The sequence below is a fragment of the Pseudacidobacterium ailaaui genome, assembly GCF_000688455.1.
GTDB classification, from domain to species: domain Bacteria; phylum Acidobacteriota; class Terriglobia; order Terriglobales; family Acidobacteriaceae; genus Pseudacidobacterium; species Pseudacidobacterium ailaaui.
Genome location: NZ_JIAL01000001.1, coordinates 2,312,435 through 2,330,226 on the forward strand (window position 1 = coordinate 2,312,435; position 17,792 = coordinate 2,330,226).

Annotated in this window: 15 protein-coding genes; 8 read left to right on the forward strand and 7 right to left on the reverse strand. The window is 59.7% G+C overall.

Annotation, left to right across the window (positions count from 1 at the left end; genetic code table 11):
• Positions 1–6: 6 nt before the first annotated feature.
• Together N655_RS0110315 and N655_RS0110320 are read left to right on the forward strand one after the other, a co-directional pair.
• Positions 7–1,359 carry an aminopeptidase P N-terminal domain-containing protein gene (locus tag N655_RS0110315; RefSeq protein ID WP_026442931.1) on the forward strand — a complete coding sequence of 451 codons (1,353 nt, stop codon included), beginning with the start codon at positions 7–9 and terminating at the stop codon, positions 1,357–1,359.
• Complete coding sequence (locus N655_RS0110320) at positions 1,356–1,748, forward strand: hypothetical protein (RefSeq protein WP_026442932.1); 393 nt, start codon at positions 1,356–1,358, stop codon at positions 1,746–1,748. Before N655_RS0110315 ends, N655_RS0110320 begins: the two co-directional genes overlap by 4 nt.
• Positions 1,749–1,802: 54 nt before the next feature.
• On the opposite strand, the gene N655_RS0110325 is transcribed toward N655_RS0110320, so the two are convergent.
• Positions 1,803–2,597 carry a hypothetical protein gene (locus tag N655_RS0110325; protein WP_155987565.1) on the reverse strand — a complete coding sequence of 265 codons (795 nt, stop codon included), beginning with the start codon at positions 2,595–2,597 and terminating at the stop codon, positions 1,803–1,805.
• Between the two features lie 221 nt (positions 2,598–2,818).
• On the opposite strand from N655_RS0110325, the gene queC reads away from it, so the two are divergent.
• Positions 2,819–3,526, forward strand: a complete 708-nt coding sequence (gene queC / locus N655_RS0110330) for a 7-cyano-7-deazaguanine synthase QueC (RefSeq protein ID WP_026442934.1) — start codon at positions 2,819–2,821, stop codon at positions 3,524–3,526.
• A gap of 47 nt (positions 3,527–3,573) precedes the next feature.
• Positions 3,574–4,662: a carboxypeptidase regulatory-like domain-containing protein gene (locus N655_RS0110335; RefSeq protein ID WP_026442935.1), complete on the forward strand. Its 1,089-nt coding sequence runs from the start codon at positions 3,574–3,576 to the stop codon at positions 4,660–4,662.
• A 63-nt stretch (positions 4,663–4,725) separates the two neighbouring features.
• Here N655_RS0110335 and N655_RS0110340 read toward each other — a convergent pair whose 3' ends face one another.
• On the reverse strand, positions 4,726–5,541 hold the full coding sequence (locus N655_RS0110340; protein WP_026442936.1) for a flagellin: 816 nt from the start codon (positions 5,539–5,541) through the stop codon (positions 4,726–4,728).
• A gap of 140 nt (positions 5,542–5,681) precedes the next feature.
• On the opposite strand from N655_RS0110340, the gene N655_RS20095 reads away from it, so the two are divergent.
• Genes N655_RS20095 through N655_RS18355 form a run of 3 tightly spaced genes read left to right on the forward strand, consistent with a single transcriptional unit; the run spans position 5,682 to position 7,765 of the window.
• Complete coding sequence (locus tag N655_RS20095; protein WP_069955820.1) at positions 5,682–6,113, forward strand: flagellar FlbD family protein; 432 nt, start codon at positions 5,682–5,684, stop codon at positions 6,111–6,113.
• A 9-nt stretch (positions 6,114–6,122) separates the two neighbouring features.
• Complete coding sequence (locus tag N655_RS0110350; RefSeq protein WP_026442937.1) at positions 6,123–6,917, forward strand: flagellar motor protein; 795 nt, start codon at positions 6,123–6,125, stop codon at positions 6,915–6,917.
• Positions 6,914–7,765 (forward strand): flagellar motor protein MotB, encoded by an 852-nt coding sequence (locus tag N655_RS18355; RefSeq protein ID WP_069955821.1) that lies wholly within the window; start codon positions 6,914–6,916, stop codon positions 7,763–7,765. The genes N655_RS0110350 and N655_RS18355 overlap by 4 nt, the downstream gene beginning before the upstream one ends.
• Here the strand turns inward: N655_RS18355 and N655_RS0110360 are convergent.
• From N655_RS0110360 to N655_RS0110375, 4 genes are all read right to left on the reverse strand, one after another.
• Positions 7,722–8,174: a secondary thiamine-phosphate synthase enzyme YjbQ gene (locus N655_RS0110360; RefSeq protein WP_238324674.1), complete on the reverse strand. Its 453-nt coding sequence runs from the start codon at positions 8,172–8,174 to the stop codon at positions 7,722–7,724. The two genes, N655_RS18355 and N655_RS0110360, sit on opposite strands and share 44 nt — an antisense overlap.
• Before the next feature lie 63 nt (positions 8,175–8,237).
• Entirely contained in the window at positions 8,238–8,642 is a 405-nt protein-coding gene (locus N655_RS18360; RefSeq protein ID WP_044934435.1) for a c-type cytochrome, read from the reverse strand.
• Between the two features lie 124 nt (positions 8,643–8,766).
• Positions 8,767–9,714 (reverse strand): SDR family oxidoreductase, encoded by a 948-nt coding sequence (locus tag N655_RS0110370; protein WP_026442939.1) that lies wholly within the window; start codon positions 9,712–9,714, stop codon positions 8,767–8,769.
• A gap of 97 nt (positions 9,715–9,811) precedes the next feature.
• Positions 9,812–13,354, reverse strand: coding sequence for a TonB-dependent receptor (locus N655_RS0110375; protein ID WP_026442940.1), 3,543 nt, complete (start codon positions 13,352–13,354; stop codon positions 9,812–9,814).
• Between the two features lie 431 nt (positions 13,355–13,785).
• Here N655_RS0110375 and N655_RS0110385 point away from each other — a divergent pair, with 431 nt between their 5' ends.
• On the forward strand, positions 13,786–17,157 hold the full coding sequence (locus tag N655_RS0110385) for a glycosyl hydrolase (protein ID WP_026442942.1): 3,372 nt from the start codon (positions 13,786–13,788) through the stop codon (positions 17,155–17,157).
• Between the two features lie 57 nt (positions 17,158–17,214).
• Here the strand turns inward: N655_RS0110385 and N655_RS0110390 are convergent, their stop codons facing one another.
• The gene (locus N655_RS0110390; RefSeq protein ID WP_026442943.1) at positions 17,215–17,751 is read right to left on the reverse strand and encodes a YybH family protein; all 537 of its coding nucleotides are present in this window, start codon (positions 17,749–17,751) and stop codon (positions 17,215–17,217) included.
• Positions 17,752–17,792 lie beyond the last annotated feature (41 nt).

A 17,792-nucleotide genomic window follows, 5' to 3' on the forward strand; every position in this document is an offset into this window, starting at 1 on the left:
CTAGTCATGAAGCTATCTCGCCCCATACTGGCCGTTCTGTGTGTTGTTCTTTGCTGGAGCGCCGCAGGAAGCGCTCTTGATCGTTCCTCAGGTGCGGACTATCACGCGCGCCGTGCTGCTCTGGCAGGCAAACTGAATGGCGGAGTGGCCGTGCTGTTTGCCGGGGAAGAACCGCTGCTGGATTTCATGCCGTATCGGCAGGATTCGGACTTCTACTATCTGACCGGATGGAACGAGCCGGGCGCCGCACTGTTGATTGAGGCCCCGGCAGCGGCGCAGGGAACACGGCCTGCGCGTGCTTACCGCGAAGTGATGTTTTTGCCCACGCGCAATCTGCGCATGGAGCTGTTTACGGGCAGAAAGCTGGATGCGGCCTCTCCAGATGCTCCGCGGCTGACAGGGGTGGATGAGGTAAGGCCGATGAGCGACCTTGCGGTGATCCTGAACCAGATTGCGGCGGGGGACCGAACGATGATGTATCGCGTTTGGTCTGAGCCGGAGACGGAGCAGGCAAAATCGCTGCTGGCCTGGACGGCAGCCACGCTGGGGATGGAACATGCTCCTCCGATGAAGGACGTGCGCGGAGCGGTGGCGGAGCTGCGGGCGGTCAAAGATGCCGATGAGCTGATGCTGCTCCGGAAGGCCGCTGATGCTTCTGTACAGGCGCAGCTGGCGATGATGAAGGCCGTGCATCCGGGCCAGAGAGAACGTACCGTGGCCGGCATCATCCTCGAAAAGCTCATGGAGAACGGATGTGAACGGCCCTCCTATGCGCCGATTGTGGGATCAGGGGAGAAATCGACGGAGCTGCACTACGCTGAAAACAGCCAGACGATGCAGGCGGGTGATGTGGTGGTGGTGGATGCAGCCGGCGAGTATTCCATGTATGCCTCAGACATTACGCGCACGCTGCCAGTCAACGGACACTTCAGCGCGCGGCAGCGTGAGATTTACGACATTGTGCTGGGGGCGCAGAGGGCAGCGATGGAGGCCTTTGTGGCCGGGAAATCCCGCATCAATGATCCGCAGCACAAATATCCGGACTCACTCGATACGATTGCGTGGAACTACATGAATGCCCATGGCAAGGACCTGCACGGCGACCCGTTGGGCAAGTACTTTATCCACGGTATCGGACATTCGGTAGGGATTGACGTGCATGATCCCTATGACTACTCGCAGCCCATCCAGAAAGGGATGGTCTTTACCATCGAGCCGGGGATTTACATTCCAGAAGAAAAGCTGGGGGTGCGGATTGAAGATGTGTTCTATGTAAAGCAGGACGGCACGCTGGAGTGCCTGACCTGCGCGCTTCCTAAAGAGGCCGAGGCGGTAGAAAAGGAAATGCGCAGCCGATGAAGGAGATTGCGCAGTCTTTCTTTGTAATTTTGTCCGGTTTTGTGACCGTTGTGGGGCTTTCCGGAATTGTGGCGGCAGTGGTGAAGCGGACCTTTCCTGGGCTGGAGGAGAAGACGCCTGCCGACCCCTTTGCCATGGCCATGAACGTGGGCGTGGGTCTGGCCGCCTCGCTTACGGGCGGTTATGTGACCGCGCGGCTCTCGGCGGGCAATCCGATTGTTCATACGCTGATGCTGGCATTGGTGGTGCTGCTGTTCAGCGCCTTCTCTGCGGTGCAGATGAAGGACCGGCAGCCCATCCTCTATTTGCTGGTGCTGACGGTGGTTCCGCCGCTGGCGGTGCTTTGCGGAGGGTTGCTGCGGCTGAGGCAGCTGGGGATCGCTTGGTAAACAGCAAAGGGCGGAAACCAGGTCCGCCCTTTTTGATTTCGGAATCCGCCGGGATTACCAGCGCACGCCAAAGGTGACAGGAAGCGTTCCGAAGCTCCCGGTGCCCTGCTGGGTAGCAGAGGCAGAGGGCGAATCGACCCAGACATAGCGGACTTCTGCAAAGAGCTTGCCGTTGCTGTCCGGACCGAAGGCCTTCCATATGAAGCCTGTGCCGATGTTCATGCCGCCCTGATTGCTGGAGAAGTGCCCGATGGTGACATTGGCGACGCCTTCATAACAGAAGCCGAAATAATCGCAATAGAGCACGGCCTGGGGCGATGTAAATGTGGTGACCTTGCGGTAGAAGCCGCCTCCACCAGTAAAGTAGGCCCCGAAGCTCCCTTTGGAAGGCAGATAAACGATGGGGTCCACGGTGAAGGACCAGACATGCACATTGCCACCCGGGGCACCGACGGCGGCCAAAGTGCGGCCGGGGATTTTGTCATCCATGAACTGATATTCGACGAGGGTGCCCAGCCATTTATTGAAGTTCCAGCCTGCGCCCAGGGTGAGATTGCCGCCATAGGTGGCATAGTTGGTCGTGTGGCCGACCGGAGCATTGAACCCGCCGCCTGCTTCAAAGGCGATATGGCTCCAACGGCTCTGGTAAGAGGGGTAAGAGTTGCCTTGCCCGTACTGCGGCTTCGCCGAGGCGGAAGGAGCAGGATTCGGAGCAGCGGCAAGCGAGGCCCCATCAATATCTTCGGTCAGATAGGCCTTGTAGTCCGATGAGCTGGAGACCCCGGGACCGCTGGTCTGGGCCGAGGCTGAAGATGGAAATGCCGCCAGGGCCAAAGCAGAACATGCCATGGCAATTTTGAAAAGAAAAGAACGGGGAGTTGAACTGACCACCATAGAATTTCCCTCAGTGTTTTGGATTTGGGGCCTTCGTGGGCCGGGCCCCTGACAAACTGGTTAACACTATTCCGATGCTTTTGACTCGGTAAATGATGTTTCTGCGTGAAACACAGGGATTTTCCGGGGCCGCCGGCAGCCATCGGGACGACGCGGTTGCGCTACCATAAGAGAGAATGTCCGCTGCCCGTTCCAAAGCTGTCGTGAGCCTCTCCGGAGGCATGGATTCGTGTGTCTGCGCTGCTTTGGCCGCGCGAGATTTTGACGCTTATGCGATCCACTTCAGCTATGGACAGCGCACCGAAGCCAGGGAGCTCAAGGCGGCCCAAGCGGTGGCGGCGCAACTGGGGTTCCGGGATTTTCTGCATCTGAAGACAGACCTTTTCCGGAGGATTGGAGGATCGGCACTGACTGACGCCGGGATCGGGGTGCCGGAGGCCCCGGAAGATGGGCAGATTGGCGCGGAAATTCCGGTGACCTATGTGCCTTTCCGCAATGCGCATTTTCTTTCCGCGGCGGTGAGCTGGGCCGAAGTGCTGGGGGCGCAGAGGATCTATATTGGCGCCGTCGAGCAGGACAGCTCCGGGTATCCGGATTGCCGTCCGGCCTATTATGAGGCCTTTCAGCAACTTGTGCGCAGGGGGACCAAAGAGGGAGACATCGAAATTGTGACTCCGCTCATCCATCTCCGCAAGAAGGAGATTGTGCGGATCGGTCTTGAACTTGGTGCGCCGCTCCATTTAACGTGGTCATGCTATTCAGGCGAAGAGACCGCCTGCGGTGTATGTGAAAGCTGTGTGCTGCGGCTGCGCGCTTTTGAAGAGGCCGGAGCGCAGGACCGCATTCCCTACGCTGTGCGCCGGAGAGGGACAGGCAGGGAGTAGAGGGTTCAAAACATAAGCGCTTCCAGAGGAGGCGCAAGGAGAGGAACATGAGAAAGATGAAGCTCTGGCTGGCATTGGCCGTTGCCTTTTGCTTGCCGGTGTTTGCACAGGAGCAAACGGGAAAAATCCACGGCCATATTCAGGACCCGGCAGGGGTGGCGGTGACCGATGGGATTGTGACGCTTTCCACCGATGGAGGTAAGACGGCCAAATACACCTTCAAGGCCGACTCCAATGGCGATTACAAGGGCGACGGGATCGCCCCCGGCACGTACACGGTTTCTCTGCGGCGTCCAGACACTCCTGCCGACAAGGTCCTGGACCAATTTCTGAATGTAAAAATCACGGCCGGTGAGGACACGCAGCAGGACTTTGATATGACCCGCGCCGACTATATCTCCAAGCTGACGCCGGAACAGCGCAAGCAATTGGAGGAGCTGAAGCAGAAAAATGCCGAAGCGATGAAGGAAAACGCGGTCATCAAAAACCTGAACGCGGACCTGAAGCAGGCGCGCGATGACAATCACAACAAAAACTTTGCCGCCGCCGAGCAACTGATGCTGAAAGACACGCAGGCAAAGCCGGACGCCTCAGTACTGTGGCTGGAGCTGGGCGTGGCCCAGGCGGGCGAAAAGAAGTGGCCCGACGCTGAGACCTCTCTGAAGAAGGCCATTGATCTGGAAAGCCAGAGCAAGAAGCCGAATCCGGAGGTGCAGGCCGCGGCGAACAACTCGCTGGGCGAGGTGCTGGCCAACGAAGGCAAGATCCAGGACGCGCAGGCTGCCTATGAGGCGGCGGCGAAGGTGAATCCGACGCAGGCCGGCATGTACTACAGCAACGAGGCAATTGTGATGAGCCGCGCCGGGCAGACCGACGCCACGGTGGCAGCAGCCGACAAGGCCATTGCCGCCGACCCGAACAAGCCGATTCCGTACTATTTGAAGGGGCAGGCGCTCATCAGCAAGGCGACGGTAGACCCGAAGACGGGCAAGATTGTGGCTCCTCCGGGGACGACCGAAGCATACCAGAAGTATCTGGAGCTGGACCCGAACGGTCCGTTTGCGAATGAAGTGAAAGGCGTGCTGCAGGGCATGGGTGAGACCATCAAGAGCAGCTATAAGGCGCCGAAGAAGTAAGCAGGAGCGAGGAAGAAAAAAGAGGCAGGGAGCGTTCCCTGCCTCTTTTGTTTTTTGGGGGGGCTACTGGAGGAGTTTTTCAACCAGCTGCTGCGCGCTGTTGGCCTGGGCCAGGGCGCTGATGCCGGTCTGGCTCAGGATTTCGTATTTGGAGAGGTTGGAGGTAGCAGTGGCGTAGTCGGTAGCCATGACGTCATTTTCCGCCGAGAGTGTGTTGGTGGACTCGGTGCTCATGACGTTGGAAACCGCCTGTAGGGTGTTGATCTGTGCGCCGACGGTACCGCGGTCGGCGGCGATGGTGGAGATGGCGGAGGTGATCTTGGTCAGTTCCGCCTGGGCTGTGGCCTGGTCTGTGAAGCCGGCAAAGGTCAGTCCAAGTGTTGTGGAGTCGACCTGGGCCAGGGCCGTGGTATCGTTCTGCTGGCTGGTCGTGCCGTCGGAGGTGTAAATGGCGGCCGTGGTGCCGAAGGTCTTGATGCCGTTGTACTCGGTGTTGGTGTTGATGTTGTTGATCTCACCGATGATGTTGAGGTACTCGGAGTTGGCCGCTGAGATCTGGGTGGAGTTCAGCGTGCCGTTGGAGGCCTCCGTTGCCAGTGTTACTGCGCGGTTGAGCAGGCTGGTGATCTGAGACATGGCCCCGTCGGCCACTTGCAGGAAGTCGACGCCTTCGCTGGCGTTGCTGGCTGACTGCGAAAGGGCCGTGGAGGCCGCCTGCAGGCCATTGGCCAGAGAGAGACCGGCGGCGTCATCGGCGCCGGAGTTGATGCGTGAACCGGAGGAAAGCTGCTGGAGGGTCTTCTGCAGGTTGAGCTGCGTCTGGTTGAGGTTGTTTGCTGCATAGACAGCGGAGATATTATTCAGGACACCCAGTGACATAGATGCTGTGCTCCTCTTGATTTTGAATTTGGGGGGCCAGCATTTCCTGCGGCCCGGATTACCCACTGGCTTCATCGGCGCGGGCGACGGGGGCTTTATGGGGCGGGTCCGGTTTGGCACACTACGTGCGCCGGAGAAGGGTGAGAACGGGCGGTCCTCCCACATTTGAACCTTTTCCTCTCCTTGCCGATAAGCCCCTTATCACAGACAAGGACCCTCCACGCATGATTGAACTGACAAGATTGAACGGGCAGCCGATGGTTGTGAACAGCGACCTGATCAAATACGTCGAGTCGTCTCCGGACACGATGCTGACCCTGATCCACGGCGAAAAGATTGTCGTGGCCGAGCCGGGCGAGGAGGTGGTCCGGCGCGTGACCGAATACCGGACGCGGCTGCTGGCCGAAGTGATGAGACGGGTTGCCGGCGGCGATGCGGCGGCGATGGGTACGGCAGCGTCCGGCGCCGCGGGGCTACGGATTGTGGCCGCGCAGGCGGCGTTGGAAGATGCGCCCGGGGAAGAGGAAGCGCTGCTGCAGCGCAGACGCAGGGACAGATCCATCCAATTGTGAGACGCGACCATGGACAAAAGCAGCTTTACAGGATTGTTGCTGGCGCTGGCCGGAATTCTGGCCGGACTGCTCATCGAAGGCGGGCATATCGGGCAGATTCTGCAGCCGACGGCGGCCATGATTGTGCTGGGGGGCACCATCGGGGCGGTGATGCTTCAGTATCCTCTGGCCACAGTGGGAGCGGCCTTCGGGCGGCTGGCGCAGGTATTCTTCGCCAAAAACAAGGACGCGGAGGCGACGGTGAAGCTGCTGCTGGGCTTTGCCAACAAGGCGCGGCGCAGCGGCATTGTTTCCCTGGACCAGGACCTGGCCTCGATTGGCGATCCATTTCTGAAGCAGGCGCTGATGCTGGCCGTCGATGGTACCGAGCCGGCCGAGCTGCGCAAGATCATGGAGCTGCACCTGGAGAACCAGGCCGAATCCGAAGATGCCATACCGGCGGTTTTTGAGTCGGCGGGAGGATTTGCGCCGACGATTGGCATTATTGGCGCGGTGATGGGGCTGATCCAGGTGATGCAGCGGCTGGACCACATGGATGAAGTGGGCCGGGGCATCGCGGTGGCCTTTGTGGCGACCATTTACGGTGTGGGATGCGCGAACATCTTTTTTCTTCCGGCGGCGGGCAAGCTGCGTCACCGGATCAGCGAGGAGCGCCGGTTGAAGGAGATGGTGCTGGAAGGCGTGATCTCGATTCTGGAGGGCATGAACCCGCGCATGATTGAGATCAAGCTGCAGGGGTTTCATCCGACCACGGGCAGGAAAACGAAGAAAGAGAAAGGCGCGGTGGAGACGCAGGCGGCATGAAGCAGAAACACGAAAAGCATGCTCCGAACCACGAGCGGTGGCTGGTTTCCTATGCTGACTTCATCACGTTGATGTTTGCTTTTTTTGTCGTGATGTACGCCAGTTCCAAGGCAGACCTGAAGAAGCAGGCCGCCGTGGCCCAGGCGATCAATTCGGCATTCCAGTCCCTGGGGCTGTTTCAGTCCCCGGAGAAGGAACAGAACAAGGCGGCCGCAGCGCTGGCCACTTCGCAGGACGCGCCGGTTTCTCCGATGAATGTGGTGATGGGCGAGCAGATGATGGCATCGTCGGAGGTGCGGGAAGACCTGGAGCGCATCAAGAAGCACCTGGAGCGGCTGCTCTCCAACCAGATTGCGCGGCACGTGGTGGCGATCCGGATTGGACGGGACGGGCTGGTGATTTCTCTGCGCGAGGCCGGTTTTTATGAGAGCGGCTCGGCGGCGCCGCAACCGGAGTCGGTCAGGACGCTGGATGAAATTGCCGAGGCGCTGCGGACAACGCCATATGACATTCGCATTGAGGGGCACACGGACAATGTGCCGATCCACAACGGGCAGTTTGATTCGAACTGGGAGCTTTCGACGGCGCGGGCGACGCGGCTGGCCCGGATGTTTATTGTGGCCCACCACTATGCACCGGCGCGGCTTTCAGCCTCAGGCTATGCGGAGTTTCATCCGGTGGCGAGCAATGATTCGGCCGACGGGCGTTCGCAGAACCGGCGTGTGGACATCATTGTGCTGCCCAGCATGACGGCGCCCGCGCGCGCTCCGGCAGTTGTGGTGCGGGACCTGAAGCCGGAGGCGATCAATGCCGCGTTGGCCCGGCCACTCCCAGCAGCTTCACGATGACGCGTTTGCGGCGCTGGCCATCAAATTCGGCATAGAAGGCGCGCTGCCAGGTGCCGAGGTCCAGATGGCCGTCGGTGATGGGCAGAGTGACTTCATGGTGCAGCAGCAGGGACTTCAGGTGCGCGTCGGCGTTGTCCTCCCCGGTCTGATGATGGCGGTAATCGGGGCGTGCGGGGGCGAGCCGTTCCAGCCACTCTTCGATGTCGGCAATCAGGCCACTCTCATGATCGTTGACATAGACGGCGGCGGTGATGTGCATGGGAGAGACAAAGCAAAAGCCATCGCGGATGCCGCTGCGGGCAACGATTTCCTCAAGCTGCGGCGTGATGTGGACGATCTCCTGCCGCTTTCTGGTGTGGAAGACCAGATACTCCGTGTACGTCTTCAGCATTCCTGTGGCTTCCGGCATGCTTTTTATTTTGCCGCAAGCAGGAACAAAAGTGGGACGGGGTGAGGGAAATCTTCCGGCGGCCTACTTTTTGGACATGGAGCGCAGATAGATGACCAGGTTCCAGATTTCGTCCGGCTTGGCGCGCGGTCCTTCGCCGGGCATCTGGCCTTTGCCGTTTTCGATGATGTCGTAGAGCTGGCGGTCGGAGAAGTCCTTGAGCGCATCGGGTTTGGTGTAGTCGCGGAGGGTGAGCTTCATGTCGCTGGCGACATCGCCTTTGCCGTCGCCTTTCTCGCCGTGGCACATGGCGCAATCGTAGCTATAGATTTTTTTGGCGCGGGCCTGGGACTCGGGTGTGGGCCTGACGGGATTGCTCTGCGGCCCGGATGAGGACGGCGATGAAGGTTGTTGCGATGATGGCTGGTCCTGTGCGGCAGAAAAGAGAGCAACCAGCAGCAGCGCTGAAGAGACGAGCAAAGGCTTCAACACAGCGGCCTCCAGAGAGATGTAGGGTGGAACCGGGAAGAATGGTACACCCCTCGGGAGGGAAAGGGAAAGATGTTCCTTGATGGGATGGAAACTGCGATGCGGCGGCCCAGGTAGGGCGGGGTCATTGTTTCAGCTGCTGCCTGTACCACTCCACGGTGCGGCGAAGCCCCTCCTCGAAACTGATGGAAGGTTCATAACCAAAGGCCTCGCGGGCGGCGCTGATGTCGGCCAGCGAGTTCTGGATATCGCCGGTACGCGGCGGTCCGTAGACGGGGGGCTGATGGAAGCCGGTGAGTTCGGCGAGGACCTTGTAGGTCTGATTGAGGGTGTGCCGCTGGCCGCAGGCCACATTGAAGACACGTCCGGCCACCTTTTCCGCAGGTGCGGCGGCGGCGAGAAGATTGGCGGAAACGGCATTTTCCACATAGGTGAAATCACGGCCCTGTTCGCCGTCGCCGAAGATGGTGGGCTGCTGGCCGTGGAGCATCTGGAGGGCAAATTTCGCCATGACGCCGCTGTAAGGAGAGTTGGGGTCCTGGCGGGGACCGAAGATGTTGAAATAGCGCAGGCAGACGGTTTCAATACCATAGACCTGCCAATAGCTGCGCATGTAGAGCTCACCGGCCATTTTCTGGACGGGGTAAGGGGCAATGGGCATGGGCACCATGGTCTCTACACGCGGAAAGCCTGGCTGGTTTCCATAGGCAGAGGAGGAGGCAGCGTAGAGGATGCGTCTGACTCCAGCTGCGCGTGCGCCTTCGAGCACGTGGAAGGTGCCGTCGATGTTGGCGGTGTGGCTGGTGCGGGGGTCTTTGATGGAGCGGGGAACGGAGGGCAGCGCACCCTGGTGAAAGATGATCTCGACCCCCTGACAGGCCCGCGCGACGGCGGCCTGGTCGCGCAAATCGCCCTCAATGAATTCGATGCGGTCCAGAAATCCGGAGAGGTTTTCCCGGTGTCCGGTTTCAAAATTATCAAAGCCGCGGACGGTTTCTCCGCGTTCTACGAGTGCTTGCGTGATCCAGGAACCAATAAAACCAGCGCATCCGGTGACCAAATAACGTGCCATCTTTTTATGGTACCGGGAGAGAGAGGACTTGCAGAAATGAGAAGAAGGCCCACACATCGCGCGGAGGAGACGGGATGCGTGGGCCGGGAAGCCAGCTTCAGAAGGTAATTTTTCCGCCAAGCTGGAGAATGCGTCCAGGCCGGGCCGATGTGATTTTGCCGAAGTTGGTATTCGGGCTGGGGGGCTGGTCGTTGACGTTGCGGTCGACAGCGCCGGTGCCGGGTCCGCTTGCAGCCGCCGAGGGCGAGCTGGGATCGACGCCCCATTGGGTGTGGTTGAAGGTGTTGAAGGACTCAAGACGGAGCTGGAAGTTCACCCTTTCACCGAAGGAGAAGTTCTTGAGCAGGCCCATGTCCCAGTTATTGATGCCGGGGTCACGGAGGATATTGCGTCCGCTGTTGCCGAAGGCACCGGCCAAGGGCTGAGAGAAGGCCGCGGTATTGAACCACTGGTTGATGCTCTTATGGAAGCCCTTGTTGGGGTTGCCCACGACATTGGCCCGCTGGTTGTAGGCTTCCAGCAAGCCGAAGCTGTCATTGGCCATGACAGAGAAGGGGAAGCCGCGCTGGAAGGTGCCGATGCCGGTAAGCTGCCATCCGCCCAGAGCGAGGTCCGTCGCCTTGTTGGCGTTGGTCAGAAAGCGCTTGCCCTTTCCGATGGGCAGGTTGGCCACATAGCTGACGACAAAGCGATGGTCTACGTCGAAATCAGACCGGGCATAGTCGAGCTTGGGATTGTGGTCGTCCATGTGCCCGGCAAAGCCGTTGGTGGCCCCGATGCCGGCGGCGGCGGACTTGTCGTCCATGCTGCGCGCATAGGTGTAGACGGCAAGCAGGGCAAGGTCGTTGGTGCGACGCTCCAGCTTTACGTTGCCAGCGTTGTAGTTGGAGTAGCCGTCCCAGCGGCTGTCGAGGGTGCCGGTGGTGTTGGTGAAGTTGAGATAAGGCACACGGGCACGCGCCGGGCAATCCCCTGCGGTGGGGTTGGTCTGGCAAAGCGCAGGGTCCGAAGCGGGATAGGGTTGGTTGATGTTCGTGCGGTCCAGCAGGTGGGTCCCTTTGTTGCCGACGTAGTTGATTTCCAGAGTGGTGTTGGGGGCCAGTTCGCGCTCAACAGACAGAGACCACTGCTGCACGTAGGGATTGATGGGGTGTTCTGAGATGATGACGGCGATGAACTGGCTGCCCGCCGGATAGGTGGTCCCGTTATTGGAGCCGACGGCAACGGGCAGGAGCGTGCTGGTGACAGGGAAGAGGTTATTGGTGAGCTTGGGAACGTTGGGGTTTGTGGTGGGCGACAGACTGGTGCGAATGACAAAGGGATAGAGGTCACCAGAGTCGTCAATCTCGCGCGTTTCCGAGGAATCAAAGAAGATGCCATAGCCGCCGCGGACGACCATCTTGTTATCAATCGAAGGCCGATAGGCAAAGCCAATGCGCGGAGCAAAGGTGAGATACGACGGGTCGCGAGGATTGTTGCGTCCGCAGTAGCGATAAAAGCCGTTGCCGGCGGGCGCGATGCCATCGGTGAGCAGGGCCTGATTGGCAAAGCACAGACCGCCGCCGGTGTTCTGGGTGTCAATCCAGAACATCTTGTTGTCCTGCTCGAAGGGGATGGTGCGGAAGTCCCAGCGCAGGCCCAGATTGAGGGTCAGGTTGGGAGTGGCCTTCCAGTCGTCCTGAAAGTAAGGCCCGATGTATTTGAAGTGATAACGGTTGGTGTTTCCAGGATTGCCGGTGGTGGGGCTGAAGGGGCCGGGCTGGAAGGTGCTGGCGCCGCCATAATAGCCCAGCAGAAAGTCTGCCACAGCATTGCCGGTGCCACAGTAAGGGGTTGTGCAGTTGTTGGTGCCATTGTTGCCGTTCTGCAGGACCGTGGTGTTGTTGAAGGTGTAGCTGCCCAGGAAGTTGGTGGAAAGATCGCGCTTCTGCACCCATGTACGGAAGTCAAAGCCCATGCTGAAAGAGTGGCTGCCGTGAATCAGAGAGAACGAATCGGCGTATTCCCACATGGGGATGTCGCTGGTGGTGGGGTTGTTCCCGGGACTGCCGACACCGCCGCTCAGATTCTGGAGCGAGATGCCGGGATAGCCGCGAGCATAATTGGGCAGGTTGGTGAAGACGCCGGTGAGGCCAAGTGCATCCACGTCTGACTGCGGTGCGGGGCTGTCGCCCTGAATGACGGTGGCGCCGAGATATCCGACGCGGAAGTTATTGATGATGTTATGGCCAAGGGGGATGGTGTGAGAGATCTCCCAACTGGTGGAATCTTCGTTAAAGATGTTGAGGCCGGCGGGGATGGAAACGGTGCTGGCGGTTTCCAGCCCGTAGTTGGCTTTGGTGTAGCGGAAGAAGACAGAGCCGAGTTTTCCCAGGTTCTGGTCAAGGCGATAGGTCTGCTGGTCGGTGTCATTGGGCAGATTCACGTTCAGGTGATAGTTGCCCAGAGGGTTTGTGGAATTCGGGGCGGGAAAGAGTTTGGCCGTGACATTCGCCAGCCGGCTGAAGCGGCTGGAAGGGATGACGTTTCCAGGAAAGGGCTGGCCCGTAGTGGGGTCAATCGGCATACAGGCGTTGTTACTGTTCAAGGCAGCGGTGCAGGCCGGGGTGCCGAAGGCGGGCAGGCCTGAGGAGGCAAAGTTGCCGGCCACCTGCGCGGGGTCCGGAACATTGTAGTAATTACTGGTACCGTTGATGATGCGCCACCCCTCATAGTTGGCGAGAAAGAAGGTCCGGTTGCGCCCATCATAAAGCTTGGGGACCCAGACGGGGCCATCGAGCACATAACCGAACTGGTTCTGGCGCAGGCGCGGTTTTACGGGCTGAAAGTGCGTGCTGGCATCGAAGGCATCGTTGCGCGCGAATTCAAATACTGAACCGTGGAACTGATTGCCGCCGCTCTTGCTGACGATGTTGACCTGGTTGGCGCTGAAGCCGTATTCGGCAGAATACGTCTCGCTCTGAACTTTGAATTCCTGAATGGCGTCCTGGGAGAGAATGACGGCCGGAGTGTTCAGGGCGGTGTCCGTATTCACCATACCGTCGAGGGTGTAGTTGTTCGATTCTGGACGCGCGCCATTGATGCTGATGGCGTTGCCTTCACCCTGGCGCATCTGGCCTTGCTCGCCGACGGTCTGGACGGCGCCGGCGCCGATGAAGAGCAGGTTGAGGAAGTTACGGCCATTCAAGGGCAGCTGGTTGACCTGCTTCTGGCTGACGAGCTGGGAGACGGCCGAGGTGTCCGTGTCGAGCGCAACAGCACCGGCACTGACCTGAATGGTTTCTGCGGCGGCGCCAGGCTTGAGAGTAAAGTTCACGCGCGCCTGCTGCGCGACCACGAGGGTAATATTGCTGACCTGTTGGCTACCGAATCCGGTTGCGTTGACCGTCACCGAATAGGGGCCGGGCTGCAGGTCCGGAACCGAGTAGTCTCCTGATGCGGTGGTCTGGGTCTGATGGGAGATCCCTGTCGCTGTATTTGTAACAACGACGGTTGCATTGGGCAGGACGGCCCCGGTGGAGTCAGTGACTGTGCCGAGGATGGTCCCGGTTGCGGTTCCCTGACCATAGACTGTGCTGAGCATTCCTGGTCCGAAGAAGACGGAAAGGATGCAGAGCAGACAACTGATTTTGCGAATCATCGAGCGCCTCCCGAAATGGTTCTTTCTGCGGTAAGACCGAAAAAATGGCCTGGGCTGATGTGAGTTTTTCCAGGCAGGCGGCAAGGTAGTCTCTGGAAAGTTCGTCTGTCAAGAGAAAAATTTATTCTCAAATGAAACAAACATATACCGGGCTTCGGGAAGCGCCATCGCGCTGAAACGGGAGCAACGGGGCAGGGAACGTGCAAGATAGAGCAAGGCAGAGCGATTGTCTGCAGGTAAGGGGATTTTCTTAAGGAAAACACGAGGAATGAGGGGCGGGAACACGCCGCGTTTTTTGGCGCGAATCTCAAATGAGAAACATTTTCCTTCCACACCATTGAGTGCGCGTGCTATGCTTCAGGACGCTTCCGGGAAGATGTATTTCTGCTCTTCCCGCCAACTTCCCGAGCAGGAGTGAAAGGACCATTTGCATGAAAGCGTTGTTGGCAGCAGGTGTGTTGTTTGTGGGGTTCTCTGTGGCTGGAGCACAGAACAGTGTGGACCCGCTGAAGAAGGGTTTTGAAAATCCGCCGGAGAGTGCGCGGCCGCGTGTGTGGTGGCACTGGATGAACGGCAATATTTCGAAAGAGGGAATCAAGCTGGACCTGGAATGGATGCACCGTGTTGGGATTGCCGGGTTCCAGAATTTTGACGCGGCGCTGGCGACGCCGCAGGTGGTGCCGCACCGGCTGGCGTATATGACTCCGGAATGGAAGGACGCCTTCCGCTATGCAATTGGACTGGGCGACCAGCTTGGGATGGAGATGGCGATTGCGGGATCTCCGGGATGGAGCGAAACGGGTGGTCCGTGGGTGCCACCGTCGCAGGGCATGAAGAAGTATGTGTGGAGTGAGACGGTGGTGGAGGGAGGCAAACCATTTACCGGAACCCTGCCGCATCCACCATCGAACACGGGCGCGTTCCAGAACATTGGCGTGCGGGACATGCTGGAGGCTCCGGAGGGACACAAGACGCCACAGTTTTATGCAGACGCGGCGGTGGTTGCGTACCGTATGCCTGCGGAGGACGTTTCGATCGAAGACCTTCATGCCAGGATTACGGCGAGTGCGGGCGCTCCGGACACGGCCATGCTGCGCGATGGAGACCTGGAACACACGACGAAGCTGCCGATCCCGGCCGAGGGGCAGAGTGCGTGGATCCAGTATGAGTTTCCGCAGCCGGAGACGATGCGCTCGATCACGATTGTGACCAAGGGGGTGAACTGGATCACCGCCATGGTGGCAGGGATTGGAAATCCTGAGAAGTCGCTGGAGGCGAGCGATGACGGACAGAACTGGAGGGAGATTGTCAAGCTGCCAGATGGAGGCTCTCCGGAGCACACGGTTTCATTTCCTGCGGTAAAGGCGAAGTATTTCCGCGTCGTCTTCCGGCGCGTGCCGCCGCCGCCGCGGCCGGCCTGGGCCGAGGGCATTGATCCGAAATCGCTGGGTTTCCATCTGCCGCCTACGCCGACGGACTACGAAATTGCCGAACTGGTCCTGCATCCGGGTGCACGTGTGAACCACTTTGAAGACAAGGCGGCATTTGCGCCCGTGCCGGACCTCTATGAGTTTGCAACGCCGCCTGTGGATGCTGGCGAGGCGGTAGCAAAAAATGATGTGATTGACCTGACCGCAAAGATGAAGCCCGATGGCACGCTCGACTGGACACCACCGCCGGGCAGGTGGGTGGTACTGCGCATCGGGTATTCCCTGCTGGGGATCACAAACCATCCGGCGACGGCTGAGGCGACGGGGCTGGAAGTGGACAAGCTGAACCATGTGTACGTGAAGAACTACATGGACCATTACCTGGACAGCTATCAAGAGACCGTCGGCGCGGAGATGATGGGCAAGCGCGGCATTCAGTATGTGATTACCGATAGCTGGGAGGCGGGATCACAAAACTGGACCGATGACATGCTGGAACAGTTTCAAAAGCGGCGTGGATATGATCCAAGGCCGTGGCTGCCGGTCCTGGCCGGACACATTGTGGAAAGCTCCGAGGCCAGCGACCGCTTTTTGTGGGACTTCCGCAAGACGATTGCCGACCTGATTGCCGATGAGCACTATGGGCAGGTGCAGGCATCGCTCAAAGAGCGCGGCATCGGCCATTATGGCGAGTCGCATGAGAGCGGACGCGCCTTTGTGGCCGATGGCATGGAAGTGAAGAAGCTCGATGATGTTCCCATGAGTGCGATGTGGACACAGGTACCGGGTGTTTACAAGGAGCAGTACGGCTATGACGCAGATGATCGCGAGTCGGCATCGGTGGCGCACATTTATGGGCAGAACATTGCTGCGGCAGAATCGCTGACTGCGGCAGCGGCGCCGTGGGCGTGGTCTCCGGCGACGCTGAAACCGGTGGCGGACCAGGAGCTTCTGAACGGGATCAACCGTTTCGTGATTCACGAGTCTGCGCACCAGCCTCTGGTGGGCAAAGCGCCGGGGTTGACCCTTGGGCCTTTCGGACAATGGTTCAACCGCAATGAAACATGGGCGGAGGAAGCCGGGCCGTGGATGGATTATCTGGCACGCAGCAGCTACATGCTGCAGCAGGGGCATTTCGGCGCGGACCTGGTGTACTTCTACGGCGAAGACTCGAACCTGACGGCAATTTTCGCCAACAAGCCGCCGGAGGTCCCTGCGGGCCACGGCTTTGATTACATCAATGCTGATGGCCTGATCCATGAGCTGAGTGTTTCCGACGGGCGTATGACGACCAGGAGCGGCATGAGCTATCGCGTGCTGGGGCTGGACCCTTACAGCAGGCACATGTCCCTGCCCGTGCTGCAGGCCATTTACAAGCTGGTGGAAGAAGGCGCAGTGGTGGCCGGGCCGAAGCCGGTGGATGACCCGAGCCTGGCCGATGATCAGGCTGCATTCCGCAGGCTCAGCGACGAGCTCTTTGGCGATGGTAGCGGCGTGCATCATGTGGGCAAAGGCACGGTGTATGCAGGCGCAAACCTGAAGGAGGTCTTCGATGCTCTGAAGCTGGCGCCGGATTTTGACTGCACTGGGGCCGAAGGCGAGAACGCCATCCGGTTTGCGCACCGCAGGCTGGGCAACGGGGACATCTATTTCGTAGACAACCAGAGCGACCGTCCGCAGAAGATTGAGGCAACGTTCCGGGTGGCCGGATATGCGCCGGAGCTGTGGTATGCGGAGACCGGGAAAGCAAAACCGGTGTCCTACAGGACCGTGGACGGGCGCACGACGGTCCCACTGCAGATGGAGCCCTGGGGCACCGTGTTTGTGGTCTTCCGCAAGAAGGCAGCGGCCAGTTCGCGCACCCTGCCGGACCCGGTGGAGACACAAGTCGCGACGGTGGAGGGGCCGTGGACGGTCAGCTTCCAACCGGACCGCGGAGCACCGGCGAGCATTACGCTCGACCATTTGTCTTCCTGGAGCGAAAATGCGGACCCGGGGGTGAAGTATTTCTCCGGAACAGGGACCTATACGAAGACCATCCAGGCCCCGGCGAGCTGGTTCAAGAAGGGCGCATCTGTCTGGATTGATCTAGGCGATGTGAAGAACCTGGCTGAGGTAAGCGTCAACGGAAAGGACCTGGGCGTGGTCTGGCATGGTCCTTATCGCGTCGACGCCACCAGCGCCCTGAAGCCGGGCGCCAATCAGCTGACGATCAAGGTCACCAATTCCTGGGTCAACCGCCTGATTGGCGACCAGCAACCGGACGCAACCACCAAATACACATTCACGGACGTAAAGCCGTACAAGGCCGACTCTCCGCTGCTGCCTTCGGGCCTGCTGGGGCCGGTGCGGGTGTACGCGGTTTCTGAGTAAACGCATGGGCCTGCATTGTTGCCCTCAGGGGCAGATGCGGGCCTTGTCTGTTTCTGATTAGGGCAATTTACAGCAGTCGCCAGCGGAAGGCGGCTCGTCGCTGCTTGACTCCAGGGCGACTTTCCACGACCCGTCAGGCTGTCTTTTCCAGATGGTCAGGTATCGGCCTGATGTTGTTACCGGGTTGCCGTTGTGGTCTTTGGCCCGGCCCTCATAGTGTCCCCAGGTATAACCCATGTCGCCGGAGGGAGAGAGCTGGCCGCCCTGCGGTGTCCAGGTGAGCTGATAGTCCTTTGGGTCCCAGGTGGCCTGAGCGGCGATGGCGGCACGTCCACGGACGGGGGCCTTGCCATTGGCGAGCGTGACACCGTCGTCGGCAAACCAGGAGGCAAAGGCTTTGCCACCTCCCCGGGCGGTCTCCTGCGCGAACCTTGCTTCAAGCTGGTAAAGGAAAGCGACTCCGGGGGAGAGTGTCGGGTCCGTGAGAGCGGCGCTCATGTTGGAGGAGGGTGCCGGTTTGGCCAAAGGGTCCAGTTGAAGCTGCTGTGCCAGGAGCGGAACGCAAGCCATCAGGCAGAGAAAAGACCAACGCATTCTGAAAATCTGGACCTCCCACTGGCTTTATGCTACGCCGT

What these genes read in the sequence shown, in the direction of transcription:
- N655_RS0110385 (WP_026442942.1), top strand. Translation starts at nt 13,786, where the DNA reads ATGAAAGCGTTGTTGGCAGCAGGTGTGTTGTTTGTGGGGTTCTCTGTG.
- N655_RS0110315 (WP_026442931.1), top strand. Translation starts at nt 7, where the DNA reads ATGAAGCTATCTCGCCCCATACTGGCCGTTCTGTGTGTTGTTCTTTGC.
- N655_RS0110325 (WP_155987565.1), bottom strand. Translation starts at nt 2,597, where the DNA reads ATGGCATGTTCTGCTTTGGCCCTGGCGGCATTTCCATCTTCAGCCTCG.
- N655_RS0110340 (WP_026442936.1), bottom strand. Translation starts at nt 5,541, where the DNA reads ATGTCACTGGGTGTCCTGAATAATATCTCCGCTGTCTATGCAGCAAAC.
- N655_RS0110360 (WP_238324674.1), bottom strand. Translation starts at nt 8,174, where the DNA reads ATGCCGGAAGCCACAGGAATGCTGAAGACGTACACGGAGTATCTGGTC.
- N655_RS0110350 (WP_026442937.1), top strand. Translation starts at nt 6,123, where the DNA reads ATGGACAAAAGCAGCTTTACAGGATTGTTGCTGGCGCTGGCCGGAATT.
- N655_RS0110370 (WP_026442939.1), bottom strand. Translation starts at nt 9,714, where the DNA reads ATGGCACGTTATTTGGTCACCGGATGCGCTGGTTTTATTGGTTCCTGG.
- queC (WP_026442934.1), top strand. Translation starts at nt 2,819, where the DNA reads ATGTCCGCTGCCCGTTCCAAAGCTGTCGTGAGCCTCTCCGGAGGCATG.
- N655_RS0110390 (WP_026442943.1), bottom strand. Translation starts at nt 17,751, where the DNA reads ATGCGTTGGTCTTTTCTCTGCCTGATGGCTTGCGTTCCGCTCCTGGCA.
- N655_RS0110335 (WP_026442935.1), top strand. Translation starts at nt 3,574, where the DNA reads ATGAGAAAGATGAAGCTCTGGCTGGCATTGGCCGTTGCCTTTTGCTTG.
- N655_RS0110320 (WP_026442932.1), top strand. Translation starts at nt 1,356, where the DNA reads ATGAAGGAGATTGCGCAGTCTTTCTTTGTAATTTTGTCCGGTTTTGTG.
- N655_RS0110375 (WP_026442940.1), bottom strand. Translation starts at nt 13,354, where the DNA reads ATGATTCGCAAAATCAGTTGTCTGCTCTGCATCCTTTCCGTCTTCTTC.
- N655_RS18355 (WP_069955821.1), top strand. Translation starts at nt 6,914, where the DNA reads ATGAAGCAGAAACACGAAAAGCATGCTCCGAACCACGAGCGGTGGCTG.